General features: G+C 35.5%; 24 protein-coding genes, 1 riboswitch and 1 other annotated feature. Of the genes, 17 read left to right on the top strand and 7 right to left on the bottom strand.

Going from position 1 to position 24,731, the window contains the following annotated elements:
- The 3 genes from menH to HCJ50_RS04320 are packed head-to-tail and all read left to right on the top strand — an operon-like array spanning position 1 to position 3,062.
- Positions 1 to 831 (top strand): 2-succinyl-6-hydroxy-2,4-cyclohexadiene-1-carboxylate synthase, encoded by an 831-nt coding sequence (gene menH / locus HCJ50_RS04330; protein ID WP_185395576.1) that lies wholly within the window; start codon positions 1 to 3, stop codon positions 829 to 831.
- A complete protein-coding gene (gene menB / locus HCJ50_RS04325) occupies positions 828 to 1,646 on the top strand; it encodes a 1,4-dihydroxy-2-naphthoyl-CoA synthase (RefSeq protein WP_185395534.1) in 819 nt (272 codons plus the stop codon). Before menH ends, menB begins: the two co-directional genes overlap by 4 nt.
- A 15-nt stretch (positions 1,647 to 1,661) precedes the next feature.
- Positions 1,662 to 3,062, top strand: a complete 1,401-nt coding sequence (locus HCJ50_RS04320; RefSeq protein ID WP_185395535.1) for an o-succinylbenzoate--CoA ligase — start codon at positions 1,662 to 1,664, stop codon at positions 3,060 to 3,062.
- A gap of 38 nt (positions 3,063 to 3,100) precedes the next feature.
- Here HCJ50_RS04320 and HCJ50_RS04315 read toward each other — a convergent pair whose 3' ends face one another.
- Together HCJ50_RS04315 and yidD are read right to left on the bottom strand one after the other, a co-directional pair.
- Complete coding sequence (locus HCJ50_RS04315) at positions 3,101 to 4,078, bottom strand: metal ABC transporter substrate-binding protein (RefSeq protein WP_185395536.1); 978 nt, start codon at positions 4,076 to 4,078, stop codon at positions 3,101 to 3,103.
- Positions 4,079 to 4,226: 148 nt separating this feature from the next.
- Positions 4,227 to 4,502, bottom strand: coding sequence for a membrane protein insertion efficiency factor YidD (yidD, locus tag HCJ50_RS04310; protein ID WP_185395537.1), 276 nt, complete (start codon positions 4,500 to 4,502; stop codon positions 4,227 to 4,229).
- A gap of 72 nt (positions 4,503 to 4,574) precedes the next feature.
- Here yidD and ytkD point away from each other — a divergent pair, with 72 nt between their 5' ends.
- The 3 genes from ytkD to HCJ50_RS04295 are packed head-to-tail and all read left to right on the top strand — an operon-like array spanning position 4,575 to position 6,278.
- On the top strand, positions 4,575 to 5,057 hold the full coding sequence (ytkD, locus tag HCJ50_RS04305; RefSeq protein ID WP_185395538.1) for an RNA deprotection pyrophosphohydrolase: 483 nt from the start codon (positions 4,575 to 4,577) through the stop codon (positions 5,055 to 5,057).
- A 42-nt stretch (positions 5,058 to 5,099) separates the two neighbouring features.
- Entirely contained in the window at positions 5,100 to 5,342 is a 243-nt protein-coding gene (locus tag HCJ50_RS04300; RefSeq protein ID WP_185349197.1) for a DUF2584 domain-containing protein, read from the top strand.
- A gap of 15 nt (positions 5,343 to 5,357) precedes the next feature.
- A complete protein-coding gene (locus HCJ50_RS04295; RefSeq protein WP_185395539.1) occupies positions 5,358 to 6,278 on the top strand; it encodes an L-lactate dehydrogenase in 921 nt (306 codons plus the stop codon).
- 149 nt (positions 6,279 to 6,427) lie between these two features.
- Here the strand turns inward: HCJ50_RS04295 and HCJ50_RS04290 are convergent, their stop codons facing one another.
- Positions 6,428 to 6,727 carry a hypothetical protein gene (locus tag HCJ50_RS04290; protein ID WP_185395540.1) on the bottom strand — a complete coding sequence of 100 codons (300 nt, stop codon included), beginning with the start codon at positions 6,725 to 6,727 and terminating at the stop codon, positions 6,428 to 6,430.
- Positions 6,728 to 6,919: 192 nt separating this feature from the next.
- Positions 6,920 to 7,028: riboswitch (SAM riboswitch) on the top strand.
- 107 nt (positions 7,029 to 7,135) lie between these two features.
- Between HCJ50_RS04290 and metK the strand changes: the two genes are divergently transcribed.
- Both metK and asnB read left to right on the top strand, forming a co-directional pair.
- On the top strand, positions 7,136 to 8,335 hold the full coding sequence (gene metK, locus HCJ50_RS04285; protein WP_185395541.1) for a methionine adenosyltransferase: 1,200 nt from the start codon (positions 7,136 to 7,138) through the stop codon (positions 8,333 to 8,335).
- Positions 8,336 to 8,468: 133 nt separating this feature from the next.
- Positions 8,469 to 10,334 carry an asparagine synthase (glutamine-hydrolyzing) gene (gene asnB / locus HCJ50_RS04280; protein ID WP_185395542.1) on the top strand — a complete coding sequence of 622 codons (1,866 nt, stop codon included), beginning with the start codon at positions 8,469 to 8,471 and terminating at the stop codon, positions 10,332 to 10,334.
- Positions 10,335 to 10,357: 23 nt separating this feature from the next.
- Here the strand turns inward: asnB and HCJ50_RS04275 are convergent, their stop codons facing one another.
- Both HCJ50_RS04275 and HCJ50_RS04270 read right to left on the bottom strand, forming a co-directional pair.
- Positions 10,358 to 10,933 carry a class I SAM-dependent methyltransferase gene (locus HCJ50_RS04275; RefSeq protein WP_185395543.1) on the bottom strand — a complete coding sequence of 192 codons (576 nt, stop codon included), beginning with the start codon at positions 10,931 to 10,933 and terminating at the stop codon, positions 10,358 to 10,360.
- Positions 10,930 to 11,895: a TIGR01212 family radical SAM protein gene (locus HCJ50_RS04270; protein WP_185349441.1), complete on the bottom strand. Its 966-nt coding sequence runs from the start codon at positions 11,893 to 11,895 to the stop codon at positions 10,930 to 10,932. Before HCJ50_RS04270 ends, HCJ50_RS04275 begins: the two co-directional genes overlap by 4 nt.
- Before the next feature lie 128 nt (positions 11,896 to 12,023).
- Positions 12,024 to 12,225: a binding site (T-box leader), on the top strand.
- 75 nt (positions 12,226 to 12,300) lie between these two features.
- On the opposite strand from HCJ50_RS04270, the gene leuS reads away from it, so the two are divergent.
- From leuS to HCJ50_RS04250, 4 genes are all read left to right on the top strand, one after another.
- Complete coding sequence (gene leuS, locus HCJ50_RS04265; protein WP_185395577.1) at positions 12,301 to 14,712, top strand: leucine--tRNA ligase; 2,412 nt, start codon at positions 12,301 to 12,303, stop codon at positions 14,710 to 14,712.
- An 88-nt stretch (positions 14,713 to 14,800) separates the two neighbouring features.
- Complete coding sequence (locus tag HCJ50_RS04260; RefSeq protein ID WP_185349443.1) at positions 14,801 to 15,652, top strand: MurR/RpiR family transcriptional regulator; 852 nt, start codon at positions 14,801 to 14,803, stop codon at positions 15,650 to 15,652.
- Between the two features lie 151 nt (positions 15,653 to 15,803).
- On the top strand, positions 15,804 to 16,694 hold the full coding sequence (gene murQ / locus HCJ50_RS04255; protein ID WP_185349445.1) for an N-acetylmuramic acid 6-phosphate etherase: 891 nt from the start codon (positions 15,804 to 15,806) through the stop codon (positions 16,692 to 16,694).
- Positions 16,695 to 16,706: 12 nt separating this feature from the next.
- Entirely contained in the window at positions 16,707 to 18,155 is a 1,449-nt protein-coding gene (locus tag HCJ50_RS04250; RefSeq protein ID WP_185395544.1) for a PTS transporter subunit EIIC, read from the top strand.
- A gap of 83 nt (positions 18,156 to 18,238) precedes the next feature.
- On the opposite strand, the gene HCJ50_RS04245 is transcribed toward HCJ50_RS04250, so the two are convergent.
- A complete protein-coding gene (locus tag HCJ50_RS04245) occupies positions 18,239 to 18,565 on the bottom strand; it encodes a DUF3592 domain-containing protein (protein ID WP_187123939.1) in 327 nt (108 codons plus the stop codon).
- A 340-nt stretch (positions 18,566 to 18,905) separates the two neighbouring features.
- On the opposite strand from HCJ50_RS04245, the gene rpsB reads away from it, so the two are divergent.
- Entirely contained in the window at positions 18,906 to 19,655 is a 750-nt protein-coding gene (gene rpsB / locus HCJ50_RS04240) for a 30S ribosomal protein S2 (RefSeq protein WP_014093012.1), read from the top strand.
- 79 nt (positions 19,656 to 19,734) lie between these two features.
- Complete coding sequence (gene tsf, locus HCJ50_RS04235) at positions 19,735 to 20,619, top strand: translation elongation factor Ts (protein WP_185349451.1); 885 nt, start codon at positions 19,735 to 19,737, stop codon at positions 20,617 to 20,619.
- Positions 20,620 to 20,639: 20 nt separating this feature from the next.
- On the opposite strand, the gene HCJ50_RS15725 is transcribed toward tsf, so the two are convergent.
- Positions 20,640 to 21,011, bottom strand: coding sequence for a hypothetical protein (locus HCJ50_RS15725; protein ID WP_246456423.1), 372 nt, complete (start codon positions 21,009 to 21,011; stop codon positions 20,640 to 20,642).
- A gap of 1,569 nt (positions 21,012 to 22,580) precedes the next feature.
- On the opposite strand from HCJ50_RS15725, the gene HCJ50_RS04225 reads away from it, so the two are divergent.
- The 3 genes from HCJ50_RS04225 to HCJ50_RS04215 all read left to right on the top strand — a co-directional run bounded on the left by HCJ50_RS04225 (position 22,581) and on the right by HCJ50_RS04215 (position 24,723).
- A complete protein-coding gene (locus HCJ50_RS04225; RefSeq protein ID WP_185395546.1) occupies positions 22,581 to 23,126 on the top strand; it encodes a hypothetical protein in 546 nt (181 codons plus the stop codon).
- Entirely contained in the window at positions 23,123 to 23,461 is a 339-nt protein-coding gene (locus tag HCJ50_RS04220; RefSeq protein ID WP_185395547.1) for an arsenic metallochaperone ArsD family protein, read from the top strand. Before HCJ50_RS04225 ends, HCJ50_RS04220 begins: the two co-directional genes overlap by 4 nt.
- Before the next feature lie 767 nt (positions 23,462 to 24,228).
- Positions 24,229 to 24,723 carry a matrixin family metalloprotease gene (locus tag HCJ50_RS04215; RefSeq protein WP_185395548.1) on the top strand — a complete coding sequence of 165 codons (495 nt, stop codon included), beginning with the start codon at positions 24,229 to 24,231 and terminating at the stop codon, positions 24,721 to 24,723.
- Positions 24,724 to 24,731: the final 8 nt, after the last annotated feature.

The following is a 24,731-nucleotide window of genomic DNA, read 5'->3' as shown; positions in this document are numbered from 1 at the left end:
ATGCGAATTAACGGACAAACATATCATGTTACCACCTTTTTTAGTGGCGAAAATAGACCGGTATTATTGATGCTACACGGTTTTACTGGAACTAATGAGACCTATCAACAAGTTATTTTGAAATTAAAGAAGGATTATGATATTGTCGCGCCTGATATACTTGGTCACGGGAAAACAGCTAGCCCTAAAGCGTTAGAGCGCTATTCAATAGAACATATTTGCCAAGATTTAGCGGAAATCATGCATCAATTAAACATTGAGCAATGTATCTTGTTAGGCTATTCGATGGGTGGGCGAGTTGCAACTAGTTTTGCAGCAAGTTTTCCAGAAAAGGTTCAAGGACTTATTTTAATTAGTAGTTCCCCTGGTTTAGAGCAGGAATCTGACCGAACCAGCCGAATGATGGCAGATAACCAATTAGCAGAAACAATAGAACAAAAGGGTATCGAAGCTTTTGTCCAATACTGGGAAAAATTACCACTTTTTGCTTCCCAACAACAACTAACAATAGAAGAACAAAGAAAAGTAAGAAACGAACGATTATCACAAAAACCGCTTGGCTTAGCGATGAGTTTGCGAGGAATGGGTACAGGAAAACAACCATCTTATTGGGATGAACTAGCAAATTTCTTTTTTCCAGTTTTATTAATTACTGGTGAACTAGATGTAAAATTTGAAAACATTGCTAATGAGATGATAAAATACTTACCGTACGCAACACATCAATCCATTAAACAAGCAGGGCATGCTGTTTATTTAGAACAACCAACTACATTTCTTAGTGAGTTAAATCACTGGCTGGAAAGCAATTTAAAGGAGGAAGAACAATGAGTTTTAATTGGCAAACAGAAAAAGTATATGAGGAAATCAAATATGAAAGTTATGAAGGAATCGCGAAAATTACGATTAATCGTCCAGAAGTACATAATGCATTTACACCAAAAACAGTAACAGAAATGATTGATGCATTTAATTTAGCTCGTGATAATTCTAATCTTGGCGTAATTATTTTAACAGGTGAAGGTGAAAAAGCATTCTGTTCTGGTGGAGATCAAAAGGTTCGTGGTCATGGTGGCTATGTTGGTGATGATCAAATCCCACGCTTAAATGTGCTTGATTTACAACGTTTAATTAGAGTTATTCCAAAACCAGTTATTGCAATGGTCGCAGGATGGTCAATTGGTGGAGGAAACGTCCTTCAATTAGTGTGTGACTTAACGATTGCTGCAGATAATGCTAAATTTGGTCAAACTGGACCGAATGTGGGTAGTTTTGATGCTGGATATGGTTCTGGTTATTTAGCACGTGTTATTGGGCATAAGAAAGCGAAAGAAGTATGGTTTATGTGCCGTCAATATAGTGCAGAAGAAGCACTGGACATGGGCTGGATTAATACCGTTGTTCCATTAGCAGATTTAGAAAAAGAAACAGTAGCCTGGGCAAAAGAAATGCTACAAAAAAGTCCAACTGCGCTTCGTTTTATCAAAGCTGCTTTCAATGCCGATACAGATGGTTTAGCTGGGATTCAGCAATTAGCTGGAGATGCAACGCTTTTATATTATACAACGGACGAAGCAAAAGAAGGTCGCGATGCCTTTAAAGAAAAACGCGATCCAGACTTTGACCAATTTCCAAAATTCCCTTGATTTGAAGGTGTAAAAATGGACATGACTAACTGGCTTCAAAAACGAGTGCGGCTTTCTCCTAAAGAGACCGCGCTCGTTTTTGAAGGAAAAGCAGAAACATTTGAAGAAATATATCAAGCTGTAGAGGAGTTAGCAGGAAAATTATTTTTTCGAGGTGTGCGACAAGGCGATAGGGTGGCTATCCTTGGAAAGAATGATCGACTAACTTTTTTACTAATTCACGCATTACAACAAATTGGAGCAGAAACATTATTTCTTAATAATCGGCTGACTAAAAAAGAAATTGCTTTCCAATTGGAAAATGCCAAAGTAAAAGAAGTTCTAATTTCAGATGCATTTTTGGATAAAGTAGAATCAGGAATTAGTTATACGGAAATAAAGTTAAGTGAATATATCAAACCTGTTATTCTGACTAATTGGGATTTAACAAAAGTGGCTTCGATTATGTATACTTCGGGTACAACAGGAAATCCAAAAGGTGTCATCCAAACTTATGAAAATCATTGGTGGAGTGCCGTTTCATCTGTGTTGAATTTAGGTTTAACAGAGAAAGATAGCTGGCTTTGCGCGGTACCAATTTTTCATATTAGCGGTTTATCTATAATGATGCGTTCGATGATATATGGAATTCCAGTATATTTAGAAGAACATTTTGATGAGGTGAAAATTACTAAAATGCTTCTTTCAGGGGAAGTTTCGACAATCTCGGTTGTTACTTCGATGTTAGAGCGGCTGCTTAGTAATTATGATGGAAGTTACCACCCCAATTTGCGTACTGTGTTACTTGGTGGAGGGCCTGCAAGCAAAGCGACTCTAGAAGTTTGTAAAATGCGTAATATTCCATTAGTACAATCATTTGGCATGACCGAAACAGCTTCTCAAATTGTAACACTTTCACCAAAAGACGCGCTGAATAAAATTGGTTCTTCTGGAAAAGCGCTATTTCCGGCAGAGGTGAAAATTGCAGAAGACGGGGAAATTTTACTAAAAGGTCCATCCATAACTCCAGGATATTTGCATAATGAAGCGGCGACGAAAGAAGCCTTTTCTGATGGCTGGTTTAAAACAGGTGATATTGGTTATTTAGATGAAATGGGATTTTTATTTGTATTAGAAAGACGCTCGGATTTAATTATTTCTGGTGGGGAAAATATCTATCCAACAGAAGTAGAGCAAATTATTAGCAGTTATGAATCAGTGCAAGAAGTGGCTGTCGTTGGAAAAGTAGATGCAAAATGGGGTAGCGTACCAATTGCATATATTGTTGCAGATGCTCACTTTAATGAAGCAGACTTGCAAAATATATGTCAAACTAATTTAGCAAGGTATAAAATTCCTAAACAATTTTTATTAGTAGCTAGTTTGCCAAAAACAGCTTCTGGCAAAATCCAGCGTAATAAATTAAAAGAAAACTAAAAAAGGAAATGCCTATTATTTCGAGGCATTTCCTTTTTTTAATAATTGAGCCCTTCTTTTAAGGCTGCTAAGTTATCTTCCATGATAGAAAGATAATCACGGTTTTGATCTATATCTTTTTGTGTTAATGTTTCTAAATTATGCAAGGTTAGTGTTTTGGTATTCGTTTCTTGTTGAATTACATCAGCAATTTTAGAATTAGTATTTTGTTCTAGCATGATGTAAGGGATTTGTTCAGCATTAATTTTATCTACAATGGATTGTAATTTTTTTTGTGAAGGTTCATCACTAGTTGAGACACCAGCAATTGGAATTTGATGTAGTTGATATTCGGTTTCCCAATAACTATATGCTGCATGAGCGGTGACAAAATCTTTTTGTTTAGCATTACTAGTAACTGTTCTAAAATTTTGATCTAATTGTTTTAAATTATCTTCTACTGTTTGATAATTTTTTTCGAAAGTTTCTTTTTGACTAGGCATCTCTTTCACTAAACGATCTTTTACAAGCGTTGCCATTTGTTCCATATAAACTGGATTTAACCAAACATGTGGATTGATATCACCATGGTTATGCTCTTCTTCACTTTCATGGTCGTGTTCTTCTTCGTTTTCATGATTATGTTCTTCAGCAGCATCTGGATCAGTAGGCAAATCTAATTTTTCAGCAGTAGGGACAAAGCTAACATTTTCATTAGCAAGTGTTTTTTCTGCTTTATTCACAAAACCTTCCATCCCAAGACCAATATAGAAAAATAAATCGCTATCGGCAATTTTCATCATATCTTTTTGGGTTGGTTCAAAACTATGTGCATCTGAACCAGGAGGATAAATACTACTCACCTCTACATATTTTCCACCGATTTGTTCCGTTAAATATTGCAATGGATAAACCGTTGTATAAACTGTTAATTTATCACTGCTAGTCTTGCTTGTATCTTTTTCAGATGAACAACCCGCAAGTATTAATATAGTAGATAAAAGGGCCGTTAGCATCATAAAATAGCGTTTTTTCAATCCATTCACTCCTCTAAATCGAAATTATTCTTGTTTGCAAACTATGTCAATCGTAGTAATTACGATTTATAATCCAATGTTGATAATACCGTATTCTTTCAAAAAAAGCAAGAAAAAACGAACCGCCATAAAGCGATTCGTGCTATTATTAATGATGATGATGGGCATCGCATTGATGGTTGGACTGTTTATCTGAAGTGTTTTTATCTTTCTTCGGAGGAACAAAATCAAGCCCGCCTTTATGGAAGGGATGACATTTGGAGATTCGCTTAATGGCCAAGTAACTGCCTTTGAGTGCTCCATGTGTCTGAATGGCTTCAATCCCGTATGCAGAACAAGTTGGATAAAACCGACATGTAGCTGGAGTGAAACGCGAAATATATTTTTGATAAAGTCGGATTCCTCCGATAAGTATTTTTTTCATTAGTATTCATCCTTAAAATTCATGTTATCTACAGCTTACCATATTTTTGAAAAAAGAAAAGGAAGTGAGATTTTGTTTACTTATAAAGATGCACTTCAAAATGATGTAACGATTTATTTTGATAAGCAAAACTATCAAGCTGATGACGTATTAGTAGTGCCAACTTTCTTAGATGGCTGGCTATTTACCGAACATAAAAAACGTGGCTTAGAATTTCCTGGTGGTAAAGGGGAGCAAGGCGAAACTAACATGGAAGCGGCTAAACGAGAATTAATGGAAGAAACTGGTGCTATCCCAGGTGAACTTTATTTTGTTGCGGATTATCTTGTGACTTCGAAGGAACGAACTTTTACCAAACGAGTATATACAACAAAAGTAGAAAAGTTAGAAGCTAAAACAGATTATTTAGAGACAAGGGGACCAGTTGTTTTAAATGGAAACCTACGTCAACTTATTTGTGGACCTGCTTTTAGTTTTTTTATGCGAGATGCAGGAATGGTAAAAATAGTAGAAGCAGCAGAGCGGATTTTAAAACAACAAAAACTAGTCAATTAGGGGTAAACTCTGCTATGATAAAAGCATTGGAGGTGAGAAAAATTGGGTATGCCACTTGAAGTAAACACAATGATAGTCACAAAAGGAAATGAAAAAAGAATTTCTGATAATTTTTTTGAATTGGAAAAACAAGGATATCGAATTTATCCGATTGATGTTCCTATTATAGTTCGTAAAACAAAGGAAGGCGAAACTCTTGGAGAAGCCATTCCTCGCAAATTAGTTTGGGAAAATAACAAAACGATTATTAAATATGAGTTAATTGCTTTAAATTCAAGTAATTAATTGGGAGGGGATTATTTGAAACGAAAAGTTGGTATCATTGGCGCTGGTCATGTTGGAAGCGATGTGGCTTTTTCTCTTGTGACGCAGGGGATTTGTGATGAAATTGTTTTAATTGATAAACAAGAAACAAAGGCGATGAGTGAGGCGTTAGAACTTCGTGATATGTCTTCAATGACTCGTTCTTATACAGAAATTATCCCCAATGATCTTGATGCTTTAAGTGATGCGGATATTATTGTTATGGCAGTTGGTCCGGAAACATTATTAAGAGAAGATCGAATGGAAGAATTAATTGAAACAAGTAAAGCAGTAGCAGAGATAATTCCCAAAATTTTAGCAACTGGATTCAATGGGATTTTTATAAATATTACGAACCCTTGTGATGTTATTACAGCACTTATTCAAAAGTTATCTGGTTTTAATCATTCTCGTGTGTTTGGTACAGGCACATCTCTTGATACCGCAAGAATGCGAAGAGTTGTTGGTGAGGTGCTTAATATCAACCCAAAAAGTGTGGACGGTTATGTACTTGGTGAACATGGGGAGTCGCAATTTGTTGCTTGGTCAACAGTAAGGATTGGTGGTGTTCCTCTTTTAGATTACCAAACAAATAAACCACTTGATTTAGCTTCCTTAAAGCAAAGTGTCCGTGGCGGAGGATGGAATATTTTAACAGGTAAAGGATGGACTAGCTTTGGTATTGCAACAGCTACAGCGCAAATTGTAGACGCTGTTTTATCTAATGCCAAACAAGTTTTCCCACTAGCTGTCTTTTCAAAAGAGATGGAAATTTATATTGGTCAACCAGCAATTATTGGCAGTGAGGGTGTTACAAGTATTTTAAAACCACCACTTACAGAAGAAGAAAAGGCTGATTTGATCGCATCCAGTAACGTTATTAAAGCAGCACTGGAAACAGTAAATGAAAATAATTAATACAAAAGAAAGTTAGATACATAATAACTTGGGATAGTAGAAATCTTCTTTATTACGAAATATAATTGCTTTTCATGAACAAAATATTTTAGTGAAGGCAATAAAAAAACTAGTTCCAGTAAAAGAAATAATTTACCAGAACTAGTTTTTTATGCGGTCTTTGCTTTTTTTTGTTTAGGTTTATTTGATTTTCTAACGATAAAACGAATGAGACTAATAATTAATGAAACAATATATTCACCAAAAGCTCCAATGAAAATCGCGATGGCTATTTCTGTTTGGGCCATTCCTCCACCATAAAAACTAATGAAGAACACGACACCACTTGCAATCAACCCCATTGCGGCTAAAAAATATTTAAACCAGTACCAACGAAGGACAAAATCAAATAAACAAACAGCTGCTAAAAAGCCAAGAAAAATAATCGAGGATAACGGAATTAAACTCATAGATACAATCTCCTTTAATAAATAAAAACATCTTTTTATCCATCTATCATAACACAGGTTGGAAATAATGATAAGAAAAAATTGATTCAAAAACGTTTGAGATGAAAAGAGCTATTTTAAAAAAGGAATATCCGGATTAGTTATTGCATCTAGTCGGACTTTATGGTATTCTAGCTTAGAATTAAAATTTATCTCTTATCCAGAGCGGTAGAGGGACTGACCCTTTGAAGCCCAGCAACCTACACATATAAGTGAAAGGTGCTAATCTGTTGCAGGAGTATTATCTCCTGAACGATGAGAGCAAAGGTATAATGATAGCCTTTCTCTATTCGTGCGCGTTTTGTGCTAAATAGAGAAAGGCTTTTTATATGAGGCTTATTTGGAAAGAATTAAAGGAGGAAAATAAAATTGGCTAAAAATCGTCATCTATTTACATCGGAATCGGTTTCTGATGGACATCCAGATAAAATTGCAGATCAAATATCTGATGCAATTTTAGATGCAATTATTTCAAAAGATCCGGACGCACGTGTAGCTTGTGAAACTACTGTGACAACTGGACTTGTTTTAGTAGCAGGAGAAATTACGACTTCTGTTTATGTAGATATTCCAAAAATTGTTCGTGATACAATTAAAGAAATTGGCTATACGCGTGCAAAATATGGTTTTGATGCGGAAACATGTGCCGTTTTAACAGCCATTGATGAGCAATCACCAGATATTGCACAAGGTGTAGATGAAGCATTAGAATCAAGAAGCGGCGGGGAACATGATGCGGTTATTGAAGCAATCGGTGCAGGAGACCAAGGCTTAATGTTCGGATTTGCTACTGATGAAACAGAAGAATTAATGCCATTACCTATTTTCTTAGCACATGGTCTTGCACGTAAATTAACCGAACTACGCAAATCAAAAAAACTGGATTATTTACGTCCTGATGCTAAAACACAAGTAACTGTTGAATATGATGAATTAAATAGACCTGTTCGAATTGATACGATTGTTGTTTCGACACAACATCATCCCGATATTACACAAGAACAAATTGCTAAAGATTTGCACACATATCTTTTCCCAGAAGTGATTGATGCTTCTTTCTTAGATGAAGACACGAAATACTTTATCAATCCAACTGGTCGTTTTGTAATTGGTGGCCCCCTTGGAGATGCTGGCTTAACTGGTCGTAAAATCATTGTTGATACTTACGGCGGCTATGCGCGACATGGTGGCGGGGCATTTTCTGGAAAAGATCCGACTAAAGTAGATCGTTCTGGTGCTTATGCTGCTAGATATGTTGCTAAAAATATCGTTGCTGCGGGACTAGCTAAAAAAGTGGAAGTACAGCTTGCTTATGCTATTGGTGTGGCTCGTCCAGTATCGATTTCGATTGACACATATGGAACTAGTGAATTTTCGGAACAAGAGTTAATCGATGGAGTAAATGCATTATTTGATTTACGCCCAGCTGGTATTATTCACATGCTTGATTTACGTCGTCCGATTTATCGTCAAACAGCGGCTTTTGGACATTTTGGACGTAGTGATTTGGATTTACCTTGGGAAAGAACAGATAAAGCAGAAGCATTACAAAAATTAGTAGCAAAATAAAAGATACCGAACATTTCTTTTAAGAGTGTTCGGTTTTTCCTTCCTAAACAGTGCAAAGGAAGTCTAGTTATGATATGATAGACGTTGTGAAAAAAAGAAAAAATGATTATGTATATAGAGGAGAAATGTTACCATGTGTGGATTTGTAGGATGCGTACATGACCGCATTACAGAAATTACTGGCGCTGATAAAGAAACCTTTAGACAAATGAACAGTATGATAACGCACCGTGGACCGGATGATGAAGGTTATTTCACAGATGACCACGTGCAATTTGGTTTCCGCCGTTTAAGTATTATTGATGTAGAAAACGGTCATCAACCGCTAACGTATGAAAATGAACGTTATTGGATTATTTTTAATGGAGAAATTTATAACTATGTTGAACTCCGCGAGCAATTAATTGCAGAGGGAATGACATTTGAAACAGAGAGTGATACAGAAGTAATTATTGCTACGTATGCAAAATATAAAGAAAAAACCGCAGAACGTCTTCGTGGGATGTTTGGCTTTGTTATTTGGGATAAACAAGAAGAACTTGTATACGGCGCACGTGATCCATTTGGTATAAAACCATTTTTCTATGCAGAAGAAGATGGCAAGCTTTATATGGGCTCAGAAAAAAAATCCATTCTTCATGCTTTAAAAGAAAAGGAATTAGATGAAATTTCCTTGCAAAATTACATGACTTACCAATTCGTTCCAGAACCAGATTCTTTAACAAAAAATGTAAAGCGTTTGGAACCAGGTCATCAATTCATCAAAAAAATAGGCGAACCAATGGAAATAACTACATATTGGAAAGCAGCTTTTGCACCAGTGACAAAATCTGAAGACGCATGGGTGAAAGAAATCCGTGATGTAATGTATGATTCTGTTAAAATGCATATGCGCTCTGATGTTCCTGTAGGCTCGTTTTTATCTGGTGGAATTGATTCTTCCATTATTGCTGCGATTGCCAAAGAGTACCACCCAGCTATTAAAACATTTTCAGTTGGATTTGAGCGGGATGGATTTAGTGAAATTGATGTAGCAAAAGAAACTGCTGATAAACTTGGCGTAGAAAATATTAGCTATGTTATTTCTCCGGAAGAATACATGAAAGAATTACCAAAAATCGTGTGGCATATGGATGATCCGCTTGCTGATCCAGCTGCTATTCCGCTTTATTTCTTATCCAGAGAAGCTCGCAAACAAGTAACCGTTGCATTATCTGGTGAAGGAGCGGATGAACTTTTTGGCGGATATAATATTTACAACGAACCTAACTCTTTAGCAATGTTCAATAAAATGCCAAAAGTATTTAAATCGATGTTAAACAGTGTTGCGAGTGTGATGCCAGAGGGAATGCGTGGTAAAAGTTTCTTAGAACGTGGAACAACGCCGATGGAAGAACGCTATATCGGTAATGCAAAAATGTTCACTGAGAAAGAAAAACAAATTTTACTTCCAAAATACCAAGCTGGACACGATTATACAAATATTACCGATCCGTTTTATGCAGAAACAAAAAACTATCATCCGGTAGAAAGAATGCAGTATATTGATATTCATACTTGGCTTCGAGGCGATATTCTTTTAAAAGCAGACCGAATGACAATGGCTAACTCACTAGAAGTTCGTGTGCCTTTCCTTGATAAAGAAGTGTATAATGTTGCAAAAGGTATTCCAGACACCATGAAAACCACACAAGGAACAACGAAGTACATTTTACGTAAGGCAGCCGCGACATTCGTACCAGAACACGTACTTAATCGTCGTAAATTAGGATTCCCTGTGCCAATTCGTCACTGGTTAAAAGACGAAATGAATGCTTGGGTCAAAAATATTATTAAAGAATCACCAACAGATCATTTAATTAACAAAAAATATGTTCTAGACTTATTAGATGATCATTGTGCTGGAAAATTCGATTATAGCCGAAAAATCTGGACAGTAGTAATCTTTATGATTTGGTACGATATATATGTAGCCGATAAATACGATTTCGGTAAATAAAAGAAAACCTAGACAAGCCGTTGTTAGCTTTGTCTAGGTTTTCTTTTTTCGATGACGATAACAAAAGGAGCGTCATTTTGTTGATTAATAAACTGATAGGATAAAACATGAAATGCTTGTTGATTAATGGCTGTACAAAAAGCAACAACCGCTTCTTTTTCTGTTTTCCCTTCTGGATGTCCGTGATAAATAACTAGAATAATCACACCACCAATTTCTAAAAGCTCCATCAAATGAGTAATGCTAAGTAGGGTGGAATCAGCCGTTGTCGTAATTTGTTTATCACCACCAGGCAAATAACCTAAGTTGAAAATTGCTGCTCGAACGGGTTGTTTGGCATAAACAGGAATTGTCGCATGACTAGCACAAATTAATTCTACTTGGGAAGTCATCTCTGCCTTTTCTAGTCGAGTTCTTGTCGCATCAATAGCTACTTGTTGAATATCAAATCCTATAACATGACCATTTATACCCACTAGTTCTGCGAGAAGCAATGTATCATGTCCATTTCCGCAAGTCGCATCCACCACATAATCACCAGAACGAACAACTTTTCGAAGTGTATCATGAGCGAAAGGGAGCACTGCTCGTAAATTCATTTATTTATCACTTCCTGCGCTTGAAAAAATTTCCCTTGCCAGCTATCTCTTCTAACTAATTCAGCATCTATCGCATTAAGTACTTCAAATTTGTTTAAACTCCAGACTGGGCCAATCAAATCATCGACACCACCATCACCAGTAATCCGATGTATCACCATTTCAGGAGGTAATATTTCTAATTGATCTGCAACTAAATTTACATAACCATCACGAGTTAGAAATTCCAAATCCCCTTTTTTATAATCTTCTACCATTGGTGTGCCTTTTAAGAGATGGAGCAAGTGAATCTTAATCCCATCGACTCCGCTTTCAACGACTTTTCGGGTAGTTTCCATCATCATTTCTGGCGTTTCTTTTGGAAGACCATTGATAATATGTGTGCAAATTCGGATATTGTGTGCTTGGAGTTTTTGCACTCCTTCTAAATAACAATCATAATCATGCGCACGGTTAATTAATCGTCCAGTTTCATCATGTGCAGATTGCAAACCAAGTTCGAGCCAAAGATAGGTACGTTCATTTAATTCGGCTAAATATTCTACTACATCATCTGGTAAACAGTCAGGTCTTGTGGCAATGGAAAGACCAACAACACCTGGTTCATTTAAAACAGCCTCGAATTTTTCACGAAGTTCCGCAACCGGCGCATGCGTATTTGTAAATGCTTGGAAATACGCGATACATTTGCCATCTTTCCATTTCGTTTGCATTTTATCACGAACTTGTTGAAACTGAACTTTTAAATCAAGCGCACGATTTCCGGCAAAATCTCCAGACCCCGCTGCACTACAAAATGTACAACCACCATGCGCTACTGTACCATCACGGTTAGGGCAATCAAAGCCGCCGTCTAGTGCTACTTTATACGTTTTTTGACCAAATTGTTCACGTAAGCAGTAGTTCCAAGTATGGTATCGCTTGTTATCATTACTATATAAAAATGGATTTGTTTGTTTCACTAGTTTTAGACTCCTTCAAATGAAATTCTCCATTCATTTTAGCACATTTTAGCAAGCAAGTTGGAGAAATATTTAGAGCACTTGCTAAAAACTGTAATTTCAGCTACAATAAAGCTAATGAATTTTGAGAAAAAGCGATGAAATGGAGTAGTAATCCACTTATTTTGATGTTGAGAGAGCTGACGGTTGGTGCAAGTCAGTCACAAAATCCGGATGAACTTACCATGGAGCTTGGGTGTATCCCCGTTTTCCGCGTTAAGGATTTTTGAAGTTGAGTGGTCAAACACTAATGTGGGTGGTACCGCGGGAGAAGCATCTCTCGTCCCATGGCGATAAGCCGTTGGGATGTAGGGATTTTTTTGTATCCCAAATTCGATATTTTAAGGAAAAGAGAGGATGAATAAAGTGACATTTAATCACAAAAAAGTGGAGCCGAAATGGCAGCAATATTGGAGTCAACATAATACTTTTAAAACAACAACAGATAAAAATAAAGAAAATTTCTACGCACTTGATATGTTCCCGTATCCATCAGGGGCAGGGCTTCACGTTGGACATCCAGAAGGTTATACGGCAACGGATATTTTGTCTAGAATGAAGCGGATGCAAGGCAAAAATGTCCTTCATCCAATTGGGTGGGATGCTTTCGGTCTTCCTGCTGAACAATATGCAATTGATACTGGTAATGATCCGGAAGAATTTACCGCACTTAATATTGCCAATTTTACTCGTCAAATTAAATCACTTGGTTTTTCTTATGACTGGGAACGCGAAATTAATACGACTGACCCAGAATATTATAAATGGACGCAGTGGATTTTTGAAAAACTATATGAACATGGCTTGGCTTATGAAGCTGAAATTGCTGTCAACTGGTGTCCCGCGCTTGGTACTGTACTTGCCAATGAAGAAGTTATTGATGGTAAAAGTGAACGTGGTGGTTTCCCCGTTTACCGTAAACCAATGCGCCAATGGATGCTGAAAATAACAGCTTATGCTGACCGTTTGCTAGATGATCTAGAGCTAGTCGATTGGCCAGAAAATATTAAAGATATGCAACGTAACTGGATTGGACGTTCAGAAGGAGCAGAAGTAACTTTTAAAATTAAAGATTGCGATGAAACTTTTAACGTCTTTACAACACGTCCTGATACACTTTTTGGCGCAACATACACCGTTTTTGCACCAGAACATGAACTTATTGAAAAAATCACGACACCAGCTCAAAAAGATGCAGTGGACAATTATAAAAAACAAGTAGAGCTAAAAAGTGAGCTTGAAAGAACCGATCTTGCAAAAGAAAAAACAGGTGTGTTCACTGGCGCATACGCAATTAATCCCATCAACGGGGAAGAAGTGCCAATTTGGATTGCTGATTATGTTTTGATTCAATACGGAACTGGCGCAATTATGGCTGTACCTGCACATGATGAAAGAGATTATGAATTTGCGAAACAATTTGGCATGAATATTCGTCCTGTTCTTGAAGGTGGAGATATTTCAAAAGAAGCTTTTACAGAAGATGGACCACATATAAATTCTGCCTTTTTGAATGGTATGAACAAAATGGATGGAATTAAAGCGGCGATTGATTGGCTAGAAAAAGAAGATGTGGGTAGCCGCAAAATCACTTATCGTTTGCGTGATTGGTTGTTTAGTAGACAACGTTATTGGGGAGAGCCTATTCCTGTTATTCACTGGGAAGATGGTGAAACAACCCTTGTACCAGAAGAGGAACTACCACTACTTCTGCCAAAAGCAACAGAAATTAAACCATCTGGAACCGGCGAATCTCCACTTGCTAATTTGTATGACTGGGTAAATGTTACGGATGAAAATGGTCGCAAAGGTCGCCGTGAGACAAACACCATGCCGCAATGGGCTGGATCAAGCTGGTACTTCTTGCGTTATATCGATCCAAAAAATAAAGATGCAATTGCAGATAAAGAAAAACTTGCAGAATGGCTACCAGTAGATGTTTATATTGGCGGGGCAGAACATGCTGTACTTCATTTGCTTTATGCTCGTTTCTGGCATAAATTCCTATATGATATTGGAGTTGTGCCAACAAAAGAGCCATTCCAAAAACTATTTAACCAAGGAATGATTCTTGGCGAAAATAATGAAAAAATGTCCAAATCTAGAGGCAATGTGGTTAACCCTGATGAAGTAGTTGAAAAATATGGTGCAGATACACTTCGCTTGTATGAAATGTTCATGGGACCTCTGGAAGCTTCCATCGCCTGGAATGAAAATGGACTAGAAGGGGCACGTAAATTCCTCGACCGGATTTGGCGATTGCTCGTAACAGAAGAAGGTACACTTGCAGAAAAAGTAACAACAGATGCAAATGCTAATTTGGAAAAAGCATATCATCAAATGGTAAAAACGGTAACTAATCATTACGAAAATCTTCGTTTCAATACAGGAATTTCACAACTAATGATTTTTATCAATGAAGCATACAAACAACCAAGCATTCCAAAAGAATATATCGAAGGTTTCGTTCAACTACTTTCGCCAATCGCTCCACATCTTGCAGAAGAATTGTGGGAGATCCTAGGTCATACAGAAACAATCAGCTATGTATCTTGGCCAACTTATGATGAAACCAAACTAGTAGAAGATGAAGTAGAAATCGTACTTCAAGTGAATGGTAAAGTGAAAAATAAAATCACTGTTGCGAAATCACTAGCTAAAGAAGAACTAGAGAAAATCGCTCAAGAAGACAATAAAATCAAAGAAAATCTTGAAGGTAAAACAATTCGTAAAGTGATTGTTGTTCCTGGCAAACTGGTTAATATTGTTGCGAATTAAAAGTAAAAACTGCTGGCTTTTTAGCTGGCAGTTTTATTTTTAGTTGGTTATTTGGTATAATGACGAAAAATGGAATGGAGAAAAGCTGATGAGTAATGGTAGTATTATCAATCGAATAGAAGGCATTTTAGACGACTTGCCAAAATCAGAAAAAAAAATTGGACAAGCAGTATTAGCGAATCCTGAATTTACAACTACAGCATCGATTCATAAACTAGCTCAACAAGCAGACGCGAGCGGGGCAGCAGTTGTCCGTTTCTGTAAATCAATTGGTCTTCAAAGCTTTCCTGAATTAAAGCGACAATTATCACTTGATTTAGTGAAACCACAAAAAAAAGGATATTACGACATTGAACCAAATGAAGACTTTCATACTATTACAGAAAAATTAGTTTCTAATATGATTCAAACAATGAATGATACGGCAAGTCAGCTAAATGAAACCAAAATTTTAGAGGCATGTGATTTACTAGGCGACGCAGATACAATTTATACTTATGGTGTTGGTGCTTCTTGGCTAGTGGCAGAAGACATCTCTCAAAAGTGGTTGCGAGCAGGAAAGCATGTTTTAGCCACTCAAGATGCGCATGTTCTTGCAATGGCTTTTGCTACAGGAAAGAAAAGAGCTGTTTTTATTGCTATTTCTAATAGTGGCGAAACGTCCGAAGTATTACAACTGGTTGAGCAAGCTAAATTAAACAATGTTCTTGTCATTAGTCTCACACGTTTTGGTCATAATAAATTAAAAGAACGAGCCGATTTATCTTTAGAAACTTCACGTGCCCCAGAAGCCGAAATCAGAAGTACAGCAACTAGTTCAAGACAGGCGCAATTGCTAGTAGTTGATATTTTATTTTACTACTATGCGTCTCACCACTATGATGAAATGATTGAACAAATTAAACAATCTCGAGAAGCGACAAACCGTTTTAGAGAATAAATAGAGATAGGAACTAGCTTATGAAATGTAGCTAGTTCCTATCTTTTTTACGGAGCATTAAAAAGCTTTGATAAACAAAAGTTTTAAATTTTAAAATATATGTTGAAATTTTATTTCATTTATATTATACTGTGTTGGAAGGAGTGGTTAGATGCTAGAGAATTTAGGAACAGAAGGGCGAAATAAAAAAACAGTTGATTTAGATACACTTTCGCCAAAAGAAATTTTAGCAGTTATGAATGAAGAAGATGCAACAGTTCCAACTGCTATCAAGAAAGTCTTACCTCAAATTGAACGTATTGTAAGCGGTGTCATCAACAGTTTTGAACAAGGGGGAAGATTAATTTATCTCGGAGCTGGGACTAGCGGAAGGTTAGGTGTGCTTGACGCAGCAGAATGTGTCCCTACGTTTGGCGTTGCAAAAGAGCAGGTTATTGGTTTAATTGCTGGTGGAGAGAAAGCTTTTGTAACTGCCGTAGAAGGAGCAGAGGACTCTATATCGCTTGGACAGGCTGATTTAAAGGAAATTCAATTAACTAAACATGATTTTGTTATTGGTATTGCAGCGAGTGGGCGAACACCATATGTGATTGGTGCATTGGATTATGCAAACTCAATTGGTGCAAAAACAGGCGCAATATCTTGTAATGCTAATGCTGAAATTTCTGCACATGCGGATATAGCGGTGGAAATTGTGACTGGAGCTGAAGTTTTAACTGGCTCTACTAGATTAAAAGCCGGTACAGCACAGAAGCTAGTACTGAACATGATTTCAACAGCATCAATGGTAGGTATTGGGAAAGTTTATAAGAACTTAATGGTAGACGTTTTATCGACAAATAAAAAATTAGAAGAACGTTCTAAGAGAATTATTATGGAAGCAACAGAAGTCGATTATGAGACAGCAAGTAGATTTTATGAAACATCTGGAAGACATGTCAAAGTTGCTATCGTAATGATTTTAACTGATTCAAGTAAAGAAGTAGCATTAGAAAAATTAAAAGCAGCAAAAGGATTTGTTCGAAATACCATCAAAAAATAAGGAGCTGGAATAATGACAAAAGAAGCAGAAATCGGCAAACAAATATTTATTCACGTCGGTGGAATGGGTAACGTTTCAAGAATTGCTCATTGTATGACAAGAGTGCGACTAGGTATTATTGATAGTAATCTTGTGGATATTGCAGAATTAAAAAAAGTACCAGGTGTCATTGGCGTGGTGGAAGATGATACATTACAAATTATAGTTGGACCAGGTGTTGTCAATAAGGTAGCTGCTGCTATGGCTGAGATGGCCGGTGTCAAAATCGGTGAAACTATTCAAGAAAATCTTGATAGTGAGACAAAAACTGGTAAAGAACTAGTAGAAGAAAAAGCTTCCAAAACAAAAGCTGAAATGAAAGCTAAACAAAATAATTCTTCCGGCTTTAAACGGCTATTAAAATCTATATCAAATATTTTTGTTCCATTAATTCCAGGATTTGTTGGGGCAGGTTTAATTGCAGGTATAGCAGCCATTATAACAAACAACATAACGGCCGGATACTTAGATGCAGCGGTTTGGACTCAATATGTGGATATTCTAGGAGTCATTAATAAAGGTATATTTTACTTCTTAGCAATTTATGTAGGGATTAACACTGCAAATGAATTTGGCGGCACACCGGTACTTGGTGGAGGAATTGCGGGGATTACACTTCTTTCTGGATTAGCAGAAGGGCATACAATTACCAATATTTTCACTGGAAACCCAATATCAGCAGGGCAAGGCGGTATTATTGGAGTTTTACTAGCTGTTTGGCTTATGTGTGTACTCGAAAAAAACTTGCGCAAAATTATTCCCAATGCCATTGACATTATTGTTACACCCACACTAGTTTTGTTAATTATTGGTTTAATAACTATTTTCTTAATTATGCCATTTGCAGGATTAGTATCAGACGGACTAGTCAATGGTATTAACTGGGTTATTGAAGTTGGTGGTGTTTTTGCAGGATTTGTTTTAGGAACACTATTCTTACCAATGGTTATGTTCGGCTTACACCAAGTTTTAACACCAATTCATGTAGAAATGATTGCTCAAAATGGTTACACAATCTTATTACCTATTCTCGCTATGGCAGGTGGCGGACAAGTTGGTGCTTCCATTGCTTTATGGATTCGCTGTCGTAAAAATAAACCACTTGTAAATATGATCAAAGGTGGTCTTCCTGTTGGTATTTTAGGTATCGGTGAGCCTTTGATTTACGGTGTAACCATTCCACTTGGTAAGCCATTCCTAACAGCTTGTCTTGGAGGTGGTATTGGCGGGGCAGTAATTGGCTTCTTTGGAAATGTCGGAGCAATTGCAATCGGCCCATCTGGAGTAGCACTTATTCCACTAATCGCTAATAACGAATGGCTTTCTTATGTCATTGGTTTAGTTGCAGCATACTTAGGCGGATTTATCCTAACTTATTTCTTTGGCACACCGAAAGATGCAATGGAACGCGTGGAGTTATAAGTCATTGAATACTATCCAAAAAGCGCTCAGATAAATCTGGCGCTTTTTGTACGATATTTACGAGAAAAGAGATGTTATGGTAATTAAATGGCTACACAAACAGAAGGTGTCCAGTTTGAATAACGAATTTTAATCTTGTTTCCAACTTGATAGTAATTGGCTTCGTATACATTAATAGCTTTTCGGAAATGTGTTTTTATAGTTTGTTGATCTTTTGTTTTATAGGTAATATAAAATTTATAAACATCACCTGATTCTTTTTCTTCAATTGTTCTTTTAATTTGAGTTATCTCTGCAACTGTTTCTGTGTCATTTAAATTTACATAACTTAGTTTTAAAATTCCAGTAGCCCAAAGTAGAACCAAAATAATAATTAGAATAACTAAAATACGTAATCCCCATTTTTTCACATTAATCATACCTTTCAAATGTATTTTGCATTTGAAAGAAAAGAAAGTCAAGTTTTTTTCAAGAATACGAGGAGAACAAAACTAAAATACTGTACAGTAATGCTAAAAAATTACTTTGTATTTGCTAGGTTTACATTATAGACTAGTAGCAGGGAAAGATGTAACTTTAACTTGCAAATTTAGTGTTATTATGTTATATTTATTGTTAGTGTTAAATCACACACGCACGGTGACAGACTGGGAAGGTGCTTGACGATTATTTGCTCAAGTTTTTCAGCTGGTTGATCCATGCGGAGGGCGGTTATCCGCAAAAAATAAACCAATAGGAGGGAATAACACAATGCCTGTTATTTCAATGAAACAATTATTAGAAGCTGGCGTTCACTTCGGTCATCAGACTCGTCGTTGGAACCCAAAAATGAAGAAATATATCTTCACAGAAAGAAATGGTATTTATATCATTGACCTACAAAAAACAGTGAAAAAAGTAGACGAAGCTTTCAACTTCATGCGTGAAGTAGCTAGCGACAACGGAACTATCCTGTTTGTAGGAACTAAAAAACAAGCACAAGAATCCGTTCGCGACGAAGCTATCCGTTCTGGACAATACTTCGTGAATCATCGTTGGTTAGGTGGAACTTTAACTAACTTTGAAACTATTCAAAAACGTATTCAACACCTTAAAAAAATCGAAAAAATGGAAGCTGATGGAACTTTTGAAGTCCTTCCTAAAAAAGAAGTTGTCCTTCTTAAAAAAGAACAAGAAAAATTAGAACGCTTCTTAGGCGGAATCAAAGACATGAAAGGTCTTCCAGATGCATTATTCATCGTTGACCCACGCAAAGAACGTATTGCGGTTGCAGAAGCTCGTAAACTTCATATTCCTATCATCGGTATTGTTGATACAAACTGTGATCCGGATGAAATCGACTACGTAATCCCTGCAAATGATGATGCTATTCGTGCGGTTAAACTATTAACTGCTAAAATGGCAGACGCTATCATTGAAGTAAACCAAGGGGAAGAGTTAACGGAAGCCGAAGTTGCTCCTGTAGAAGAAAAAGCTACAGAAGAAACTACGGAAGCATAAGATTTTATTTGAAACTTTCAAGGTGATAAGGCACTATTCTTATCACCTTTTTTAAAGAGAAAAATTGGAGGGAAATTAAATGGCAAATATTACAGCTCAAATGGTAAAAGAATTACGTGAAAAAACTGGTGCTGGTATGATGGATTGTAAAAAAGCACTTGTAGAAACTGAAGGAGATATGGAAAAAGCAATTGATTTTCTTCGTGAAAAAGGAATCGCTAAAGCAGCGAAAAAATCTGACCGTATTGCTTCTGAAGGTATGACACATGTAATCAGCAACGATAAACATGCCGTAGTACTTGAAGTAAATGCTGAAACAGATTTTGTAGCTAAAAATGATAACTTCCAACAATTAGTTGATGCACTTGCTAAACAAATTCTTGCAGTTCGCCCAGATAGCCTAGAAGAAGCACTTAAAACTGAAATGCCTAATGGACAAACTGTTCAAGATTATATCACAGAAGCAATTACAAAAATCGGTGAAAATATTTCTCTTCGTCGCTTCGAAGTAAAAGAAAAAGCGGATGAATCTGCTTTTGGTGAGTATATCCACATGAACGGACGTATTGGTGTACTTACACTTCTTGAAGGAACTAAGGATGCAGCAGTTGCAAAAGATGTTGCTATGCATATCGCTGCAATCAATCCTAAATACATTTCTCGTGAAGATGTTTCAACAGAAGAAGTGGAACACGAAAAAGAAGTGTTAACTCAACAAGCATTAAACGAAGGAAAACCAGCTAATATCGTTGAAAAAATGGTAGAAGGTCGTTTGAAAAAATATCTAAGCGAAATTTCCTTAGAAGACCAACCTTTCGTTAAAAACCCTGATATCACTGTAGGTGAATACGTGAAACAAAACGGTGGTAAAGTAGCATCATTCGTACGTTTCGAAGTAGGCGAAGGAATCGAGAAAAAAGAAGATAACTTTGTAGAAGAAGTTATGTCCCAAGTGAAAAAATAATTCGAATTTAGTATGAGATTTTATACGACATTAAAAACCCGTGATTCTATTGGCATTACGGGTTTTTTACTATTCGTGATTTCGTATGAATACCATATAATTGTCAAATCATTCATGCGAGTAAGTGCCCAAGGACGATTAGAGACTGGATTTCTAAAAATAAAATCATTTTGATGTAAAACGGATCCATGATCTTTGGCGATGGTAACCGCTTTTTCCACTGAATATTTTAGTAAATGATAACCTTCTTCATCAAGTAATAGTGTTCGTCTACCAGCAGGCGTTTTTGTTCCTTTTCCTTCAGCTGTTCGAAGCGTACAAGTAGACTTTAAAGTTATACGAACTTGTTGCTTAACATAGTCGAAGGCAAGGTTTTTGAGTTTTACACCCATTTCTTCTCCTCGCCACATTCCCTAAATAGCAAGATAGATCATAGAAAAATCTTATTTAGTAAAAAATGTTCTACAAGCAGATATAAATACATTGAATTCGTCAGTCTCTAACACCTTAAGTTTAATGGCTTCCGCCGCGTCTAATTGTTCAATTTCTGCGTATTGAAGTCTATTCTTGTCTAGCTTTTCGTATCTGACAGCAGAGTTCAAAATTGATTTCTTCAATTTATGAATTGCTTTAACCGTGTTTTATGCGTATCCTTCTTCAAGCTTTTCTCGTAAAAACTCTTCATATATTTCTAAACTTATATCAATTAAATAATAATTACCAAAAGGGAATTCTAAGTGATTTTTATAAACACAATATTTATTTGCTATTGTATCCTTGCTCTTTTTCTTTTTTTAAACATTTCCATATAAGAATCAAACCAGAAATTTAAAGTTAATTTTTGATTTTCGAAAACATATGATTTTTTACTATACTTTAAATTTTCAATCTCGTTTTTATAAACTTTAGCAAATGCTAAGGTTTTAAACCCAGATTTGCTTTTTTCAAGATACTTATTACCTTGATTGTAACGTACTCGGATTCCGTAACGTTTTCCTTTTTTGTCGAATACTCATATATTCCTAAATGCTTTGTTTGTTCCCATTTAGTCCAGGGCATTATTATTCGTCTTTTCAAAGTTATTGTTAGTACCTATGTTCTGCTTTTATTTCTAAAGAAAAACCCAGGAAGGGCACTTCTTTTTAAAAGCTAATTTCTTTTTTTACAGAATCATGATATAAAGTAGGTTCATTTTCATCCCATAAATTGAAGTGTAAACTGAAAGACCTATATAATTTTCATCTTTAGCCTAACCTCACCGTTAGGGCTTCTTTTATGCAAAAAAAATACACCGAACTTTTTAGCGCAGTGTCGCAGTTAATTTGAACAGCTAATAGTTGAATGAAATTTGAAATAAATTCACAAGACCAGTATTACATATTCTTATATTATGAATCAATAGTTAGCAGAGATTTTCACTCCAAACTAATAAATATACACAATTATTCATTCGGGATTATTTTAAAATGTTAATTATTTCACTAATTAGTGATGAATGACTTGAAAAAATACATAAAAACATGCCAATTAGTGAACGTTTTGTGAGGTCTTAATTTTATAATGAATAATCTGTGAATAACGACTCTTGTTGTGATGCTTTGGATGTATAAAATCCTGATTCGACACAAATTGTATAGTAATTATTCTAAATAAGGTCTATTTTTAGTCGTTCATGACAAGAATCGGGCATTTCATTACTTTTTTTGTTATACATTTTGTTTATGTGCTATAATTTTTTCAATGGCGGTGGGAAAATAAAAAAGCTTAAATGGGGAGGATTATTAATTGTTGGATTGCTTTTTGTTACAATGATGGGTACTTCTAGTGAGCCTACTAAATTTCAAAATTTGGATAAAAAAACGCAAACTATTATTAAGTCTATGGTGTTTTCAGAAGAGAATGAATACTATCAGTCTACGTATGTTGAAGAAAAGTAAATACATAAAAAAGGAGATAACATAATGAAATTACTATCAAAACTCTTTATAAGCTTAATATTGATTAGCATAGGTATTAGTTTTCCACAAGGAGTAAAAGCTGAAGAATCTACTGTGAAAATAGATAAGGCTAGTGAGGAAGTAGAATTTAGCTCTTTATCTGGTACAGAAAAGTCTTATTTAAGTAGTAAAGGATTCTCTGAGGAAGAGGAGTACCAACAAACAACAATTATTAAAACACCTTTAAAAGCAGGACTTATGTCAATTAATGCAATCACTTTGACTGCATCAACAAAGAAGGTGGGCGCGACAAAAGGTTATACAATTTATGTTATTACGGCTTCAAAATCAGGTTTTTTGAAATTAAACTCACAATTAACTTATGGAACAAAAAGAACGCGTTCTGCAGTGCTTCCATATAAAGCTCCAAAATCCTATGGTGGAGGAATTTACTTTGATTATACAGGAAAGAAAAAATACTTACCATGTAGTGTAAGTACTCAATATTATACAAGAATGGGAATGGGAACTGTTTCTGCAAAAGCTGGGGGTGTAACTTTAGGTAGATGATAGAATTAAACTATTATTGTCTGAGTGATATTAAAGAAGATGAAGTAGAAATTGAAATATTTAAAAGTATATCTACGCAGCAATTCAAAGATAATTATTATTTTTTAAAGGAAAAAACTGCTGATATTAATTTATTTTTCTATGAGGAAGACATACAGCCTTTTATAGATAACGACCTTGTAAGAAAAATTCTAGAAAAAGAAGGACTAACAAAACTTCCAATTGTCATACTGAATGGGAAATTAATTAAAAAAGGTCAATTTTTATCCACTAAAGAAATAGGAAATATATTGGATATAGGTATAAGTACGCAGGAATCAGACGATAATTATTAACAATAAAGCATCAAAAGGAGAGCTGAAAATTTGTCTTCTCCTTTTGATGCTGTTCCAGTTTCCCAATGACCAAGCGATGATCTTTTTAGAATGTATATCTTGAATAGAAGATACAAATTTTATCGATTGATACCTTATAAATTTTGTTCGAAAAAGGTCTGCTATTCCTTATTTATAGAAATGATTGTGGGATAAAAGCCAGTGAAGCTACAGAAGATCTGTTGTATAAACCATTTGAAAACTACTTATGTCCCAAGTGAAAAAATAATTTCATTTTAATATGAAGCATAAAAAACTGTCTCTCCTAGTGAGAGGCGGTTTTTTTTATTTTTAAAAAAAACAATATAACCCTTAGTAGACATATTTCTAAATTTAAAACGTATAAACTATACATAGTTATTCAATGGGTTTTTAAGTTTATGTGAAAAAAACCAATAATATTTTGGGAATAAGGCTATAAATAAGGAGTTTTTGTGACAAAGAGGTTTTGAAATGAATAAATAACTAATAGTTACTCAAAATGTGTTGATTATACTATAAATGGATAAGCTTTAGTTCATAATGTGTAAGAATAATTCTAAAAAAAGCTTAAATTTAGTCGTTCATGACAAGAATCGGACATTTCATTACATTTTTGGTTATACATAAATTTAGTGTGTTAGTATTTAAACATTAAATGCGGAAAGTAAGAAGGGGCTGAGGTTATTGTATCGGTATACATGAAATTATCAAAATATAATTAAAAAAACAAAAAGGAGTGTTACAACATGAAAAAAATGTATATCTTAATGCTAGCTTTTGTTTGCCTATGTACCGTTTTCATACCTGGTAAAGAAGCACAGGCTGCAGCTAAAATTAATAGTTGGGATTTGGTAGATTCTACTAAGCACCTAGATTATTCAGGTAATTCCAAGTATATGGCGTATATAAAAAAAGGAGCAGCTACTTGGAATGCTTATAAAAAAGGGGTAATTAGACCAGCATCTGCTACCAATAAATCAGATGTTTATTGTAGTGATGTTTATGTTAATAATAATGTCAACGCTACCACCTATAGTAATGGTAAAATCACTTTTAATAAAAAAAATATGGATAAGCAAAATAATGCTGGGAAACAAAATGTTGCAACACATGAACTGGGACATGGTTTACGATTAGGCCATAATGCATCAAGTGATGTAATGTATCAATATGGTACTTCCAAAACAACTTTATCTGTAAATGATAAACAATCTTATAATGCTGCATATAAAAAATATTAATTAAAAGG

Origin of the sequence: Listeria immobilis, assembly GCF_014322765.1 — a bacterium.
In the GTDB taxonomy this organism is placed as follows: Bacteria; Bacillota; Bacilli; order Lactobacillales; family Listeriaceae; genus Listeria; species Listeria immobilis.
This window is presented reverse-complemented; position numbering and strand designations above follow the sequence as displayed.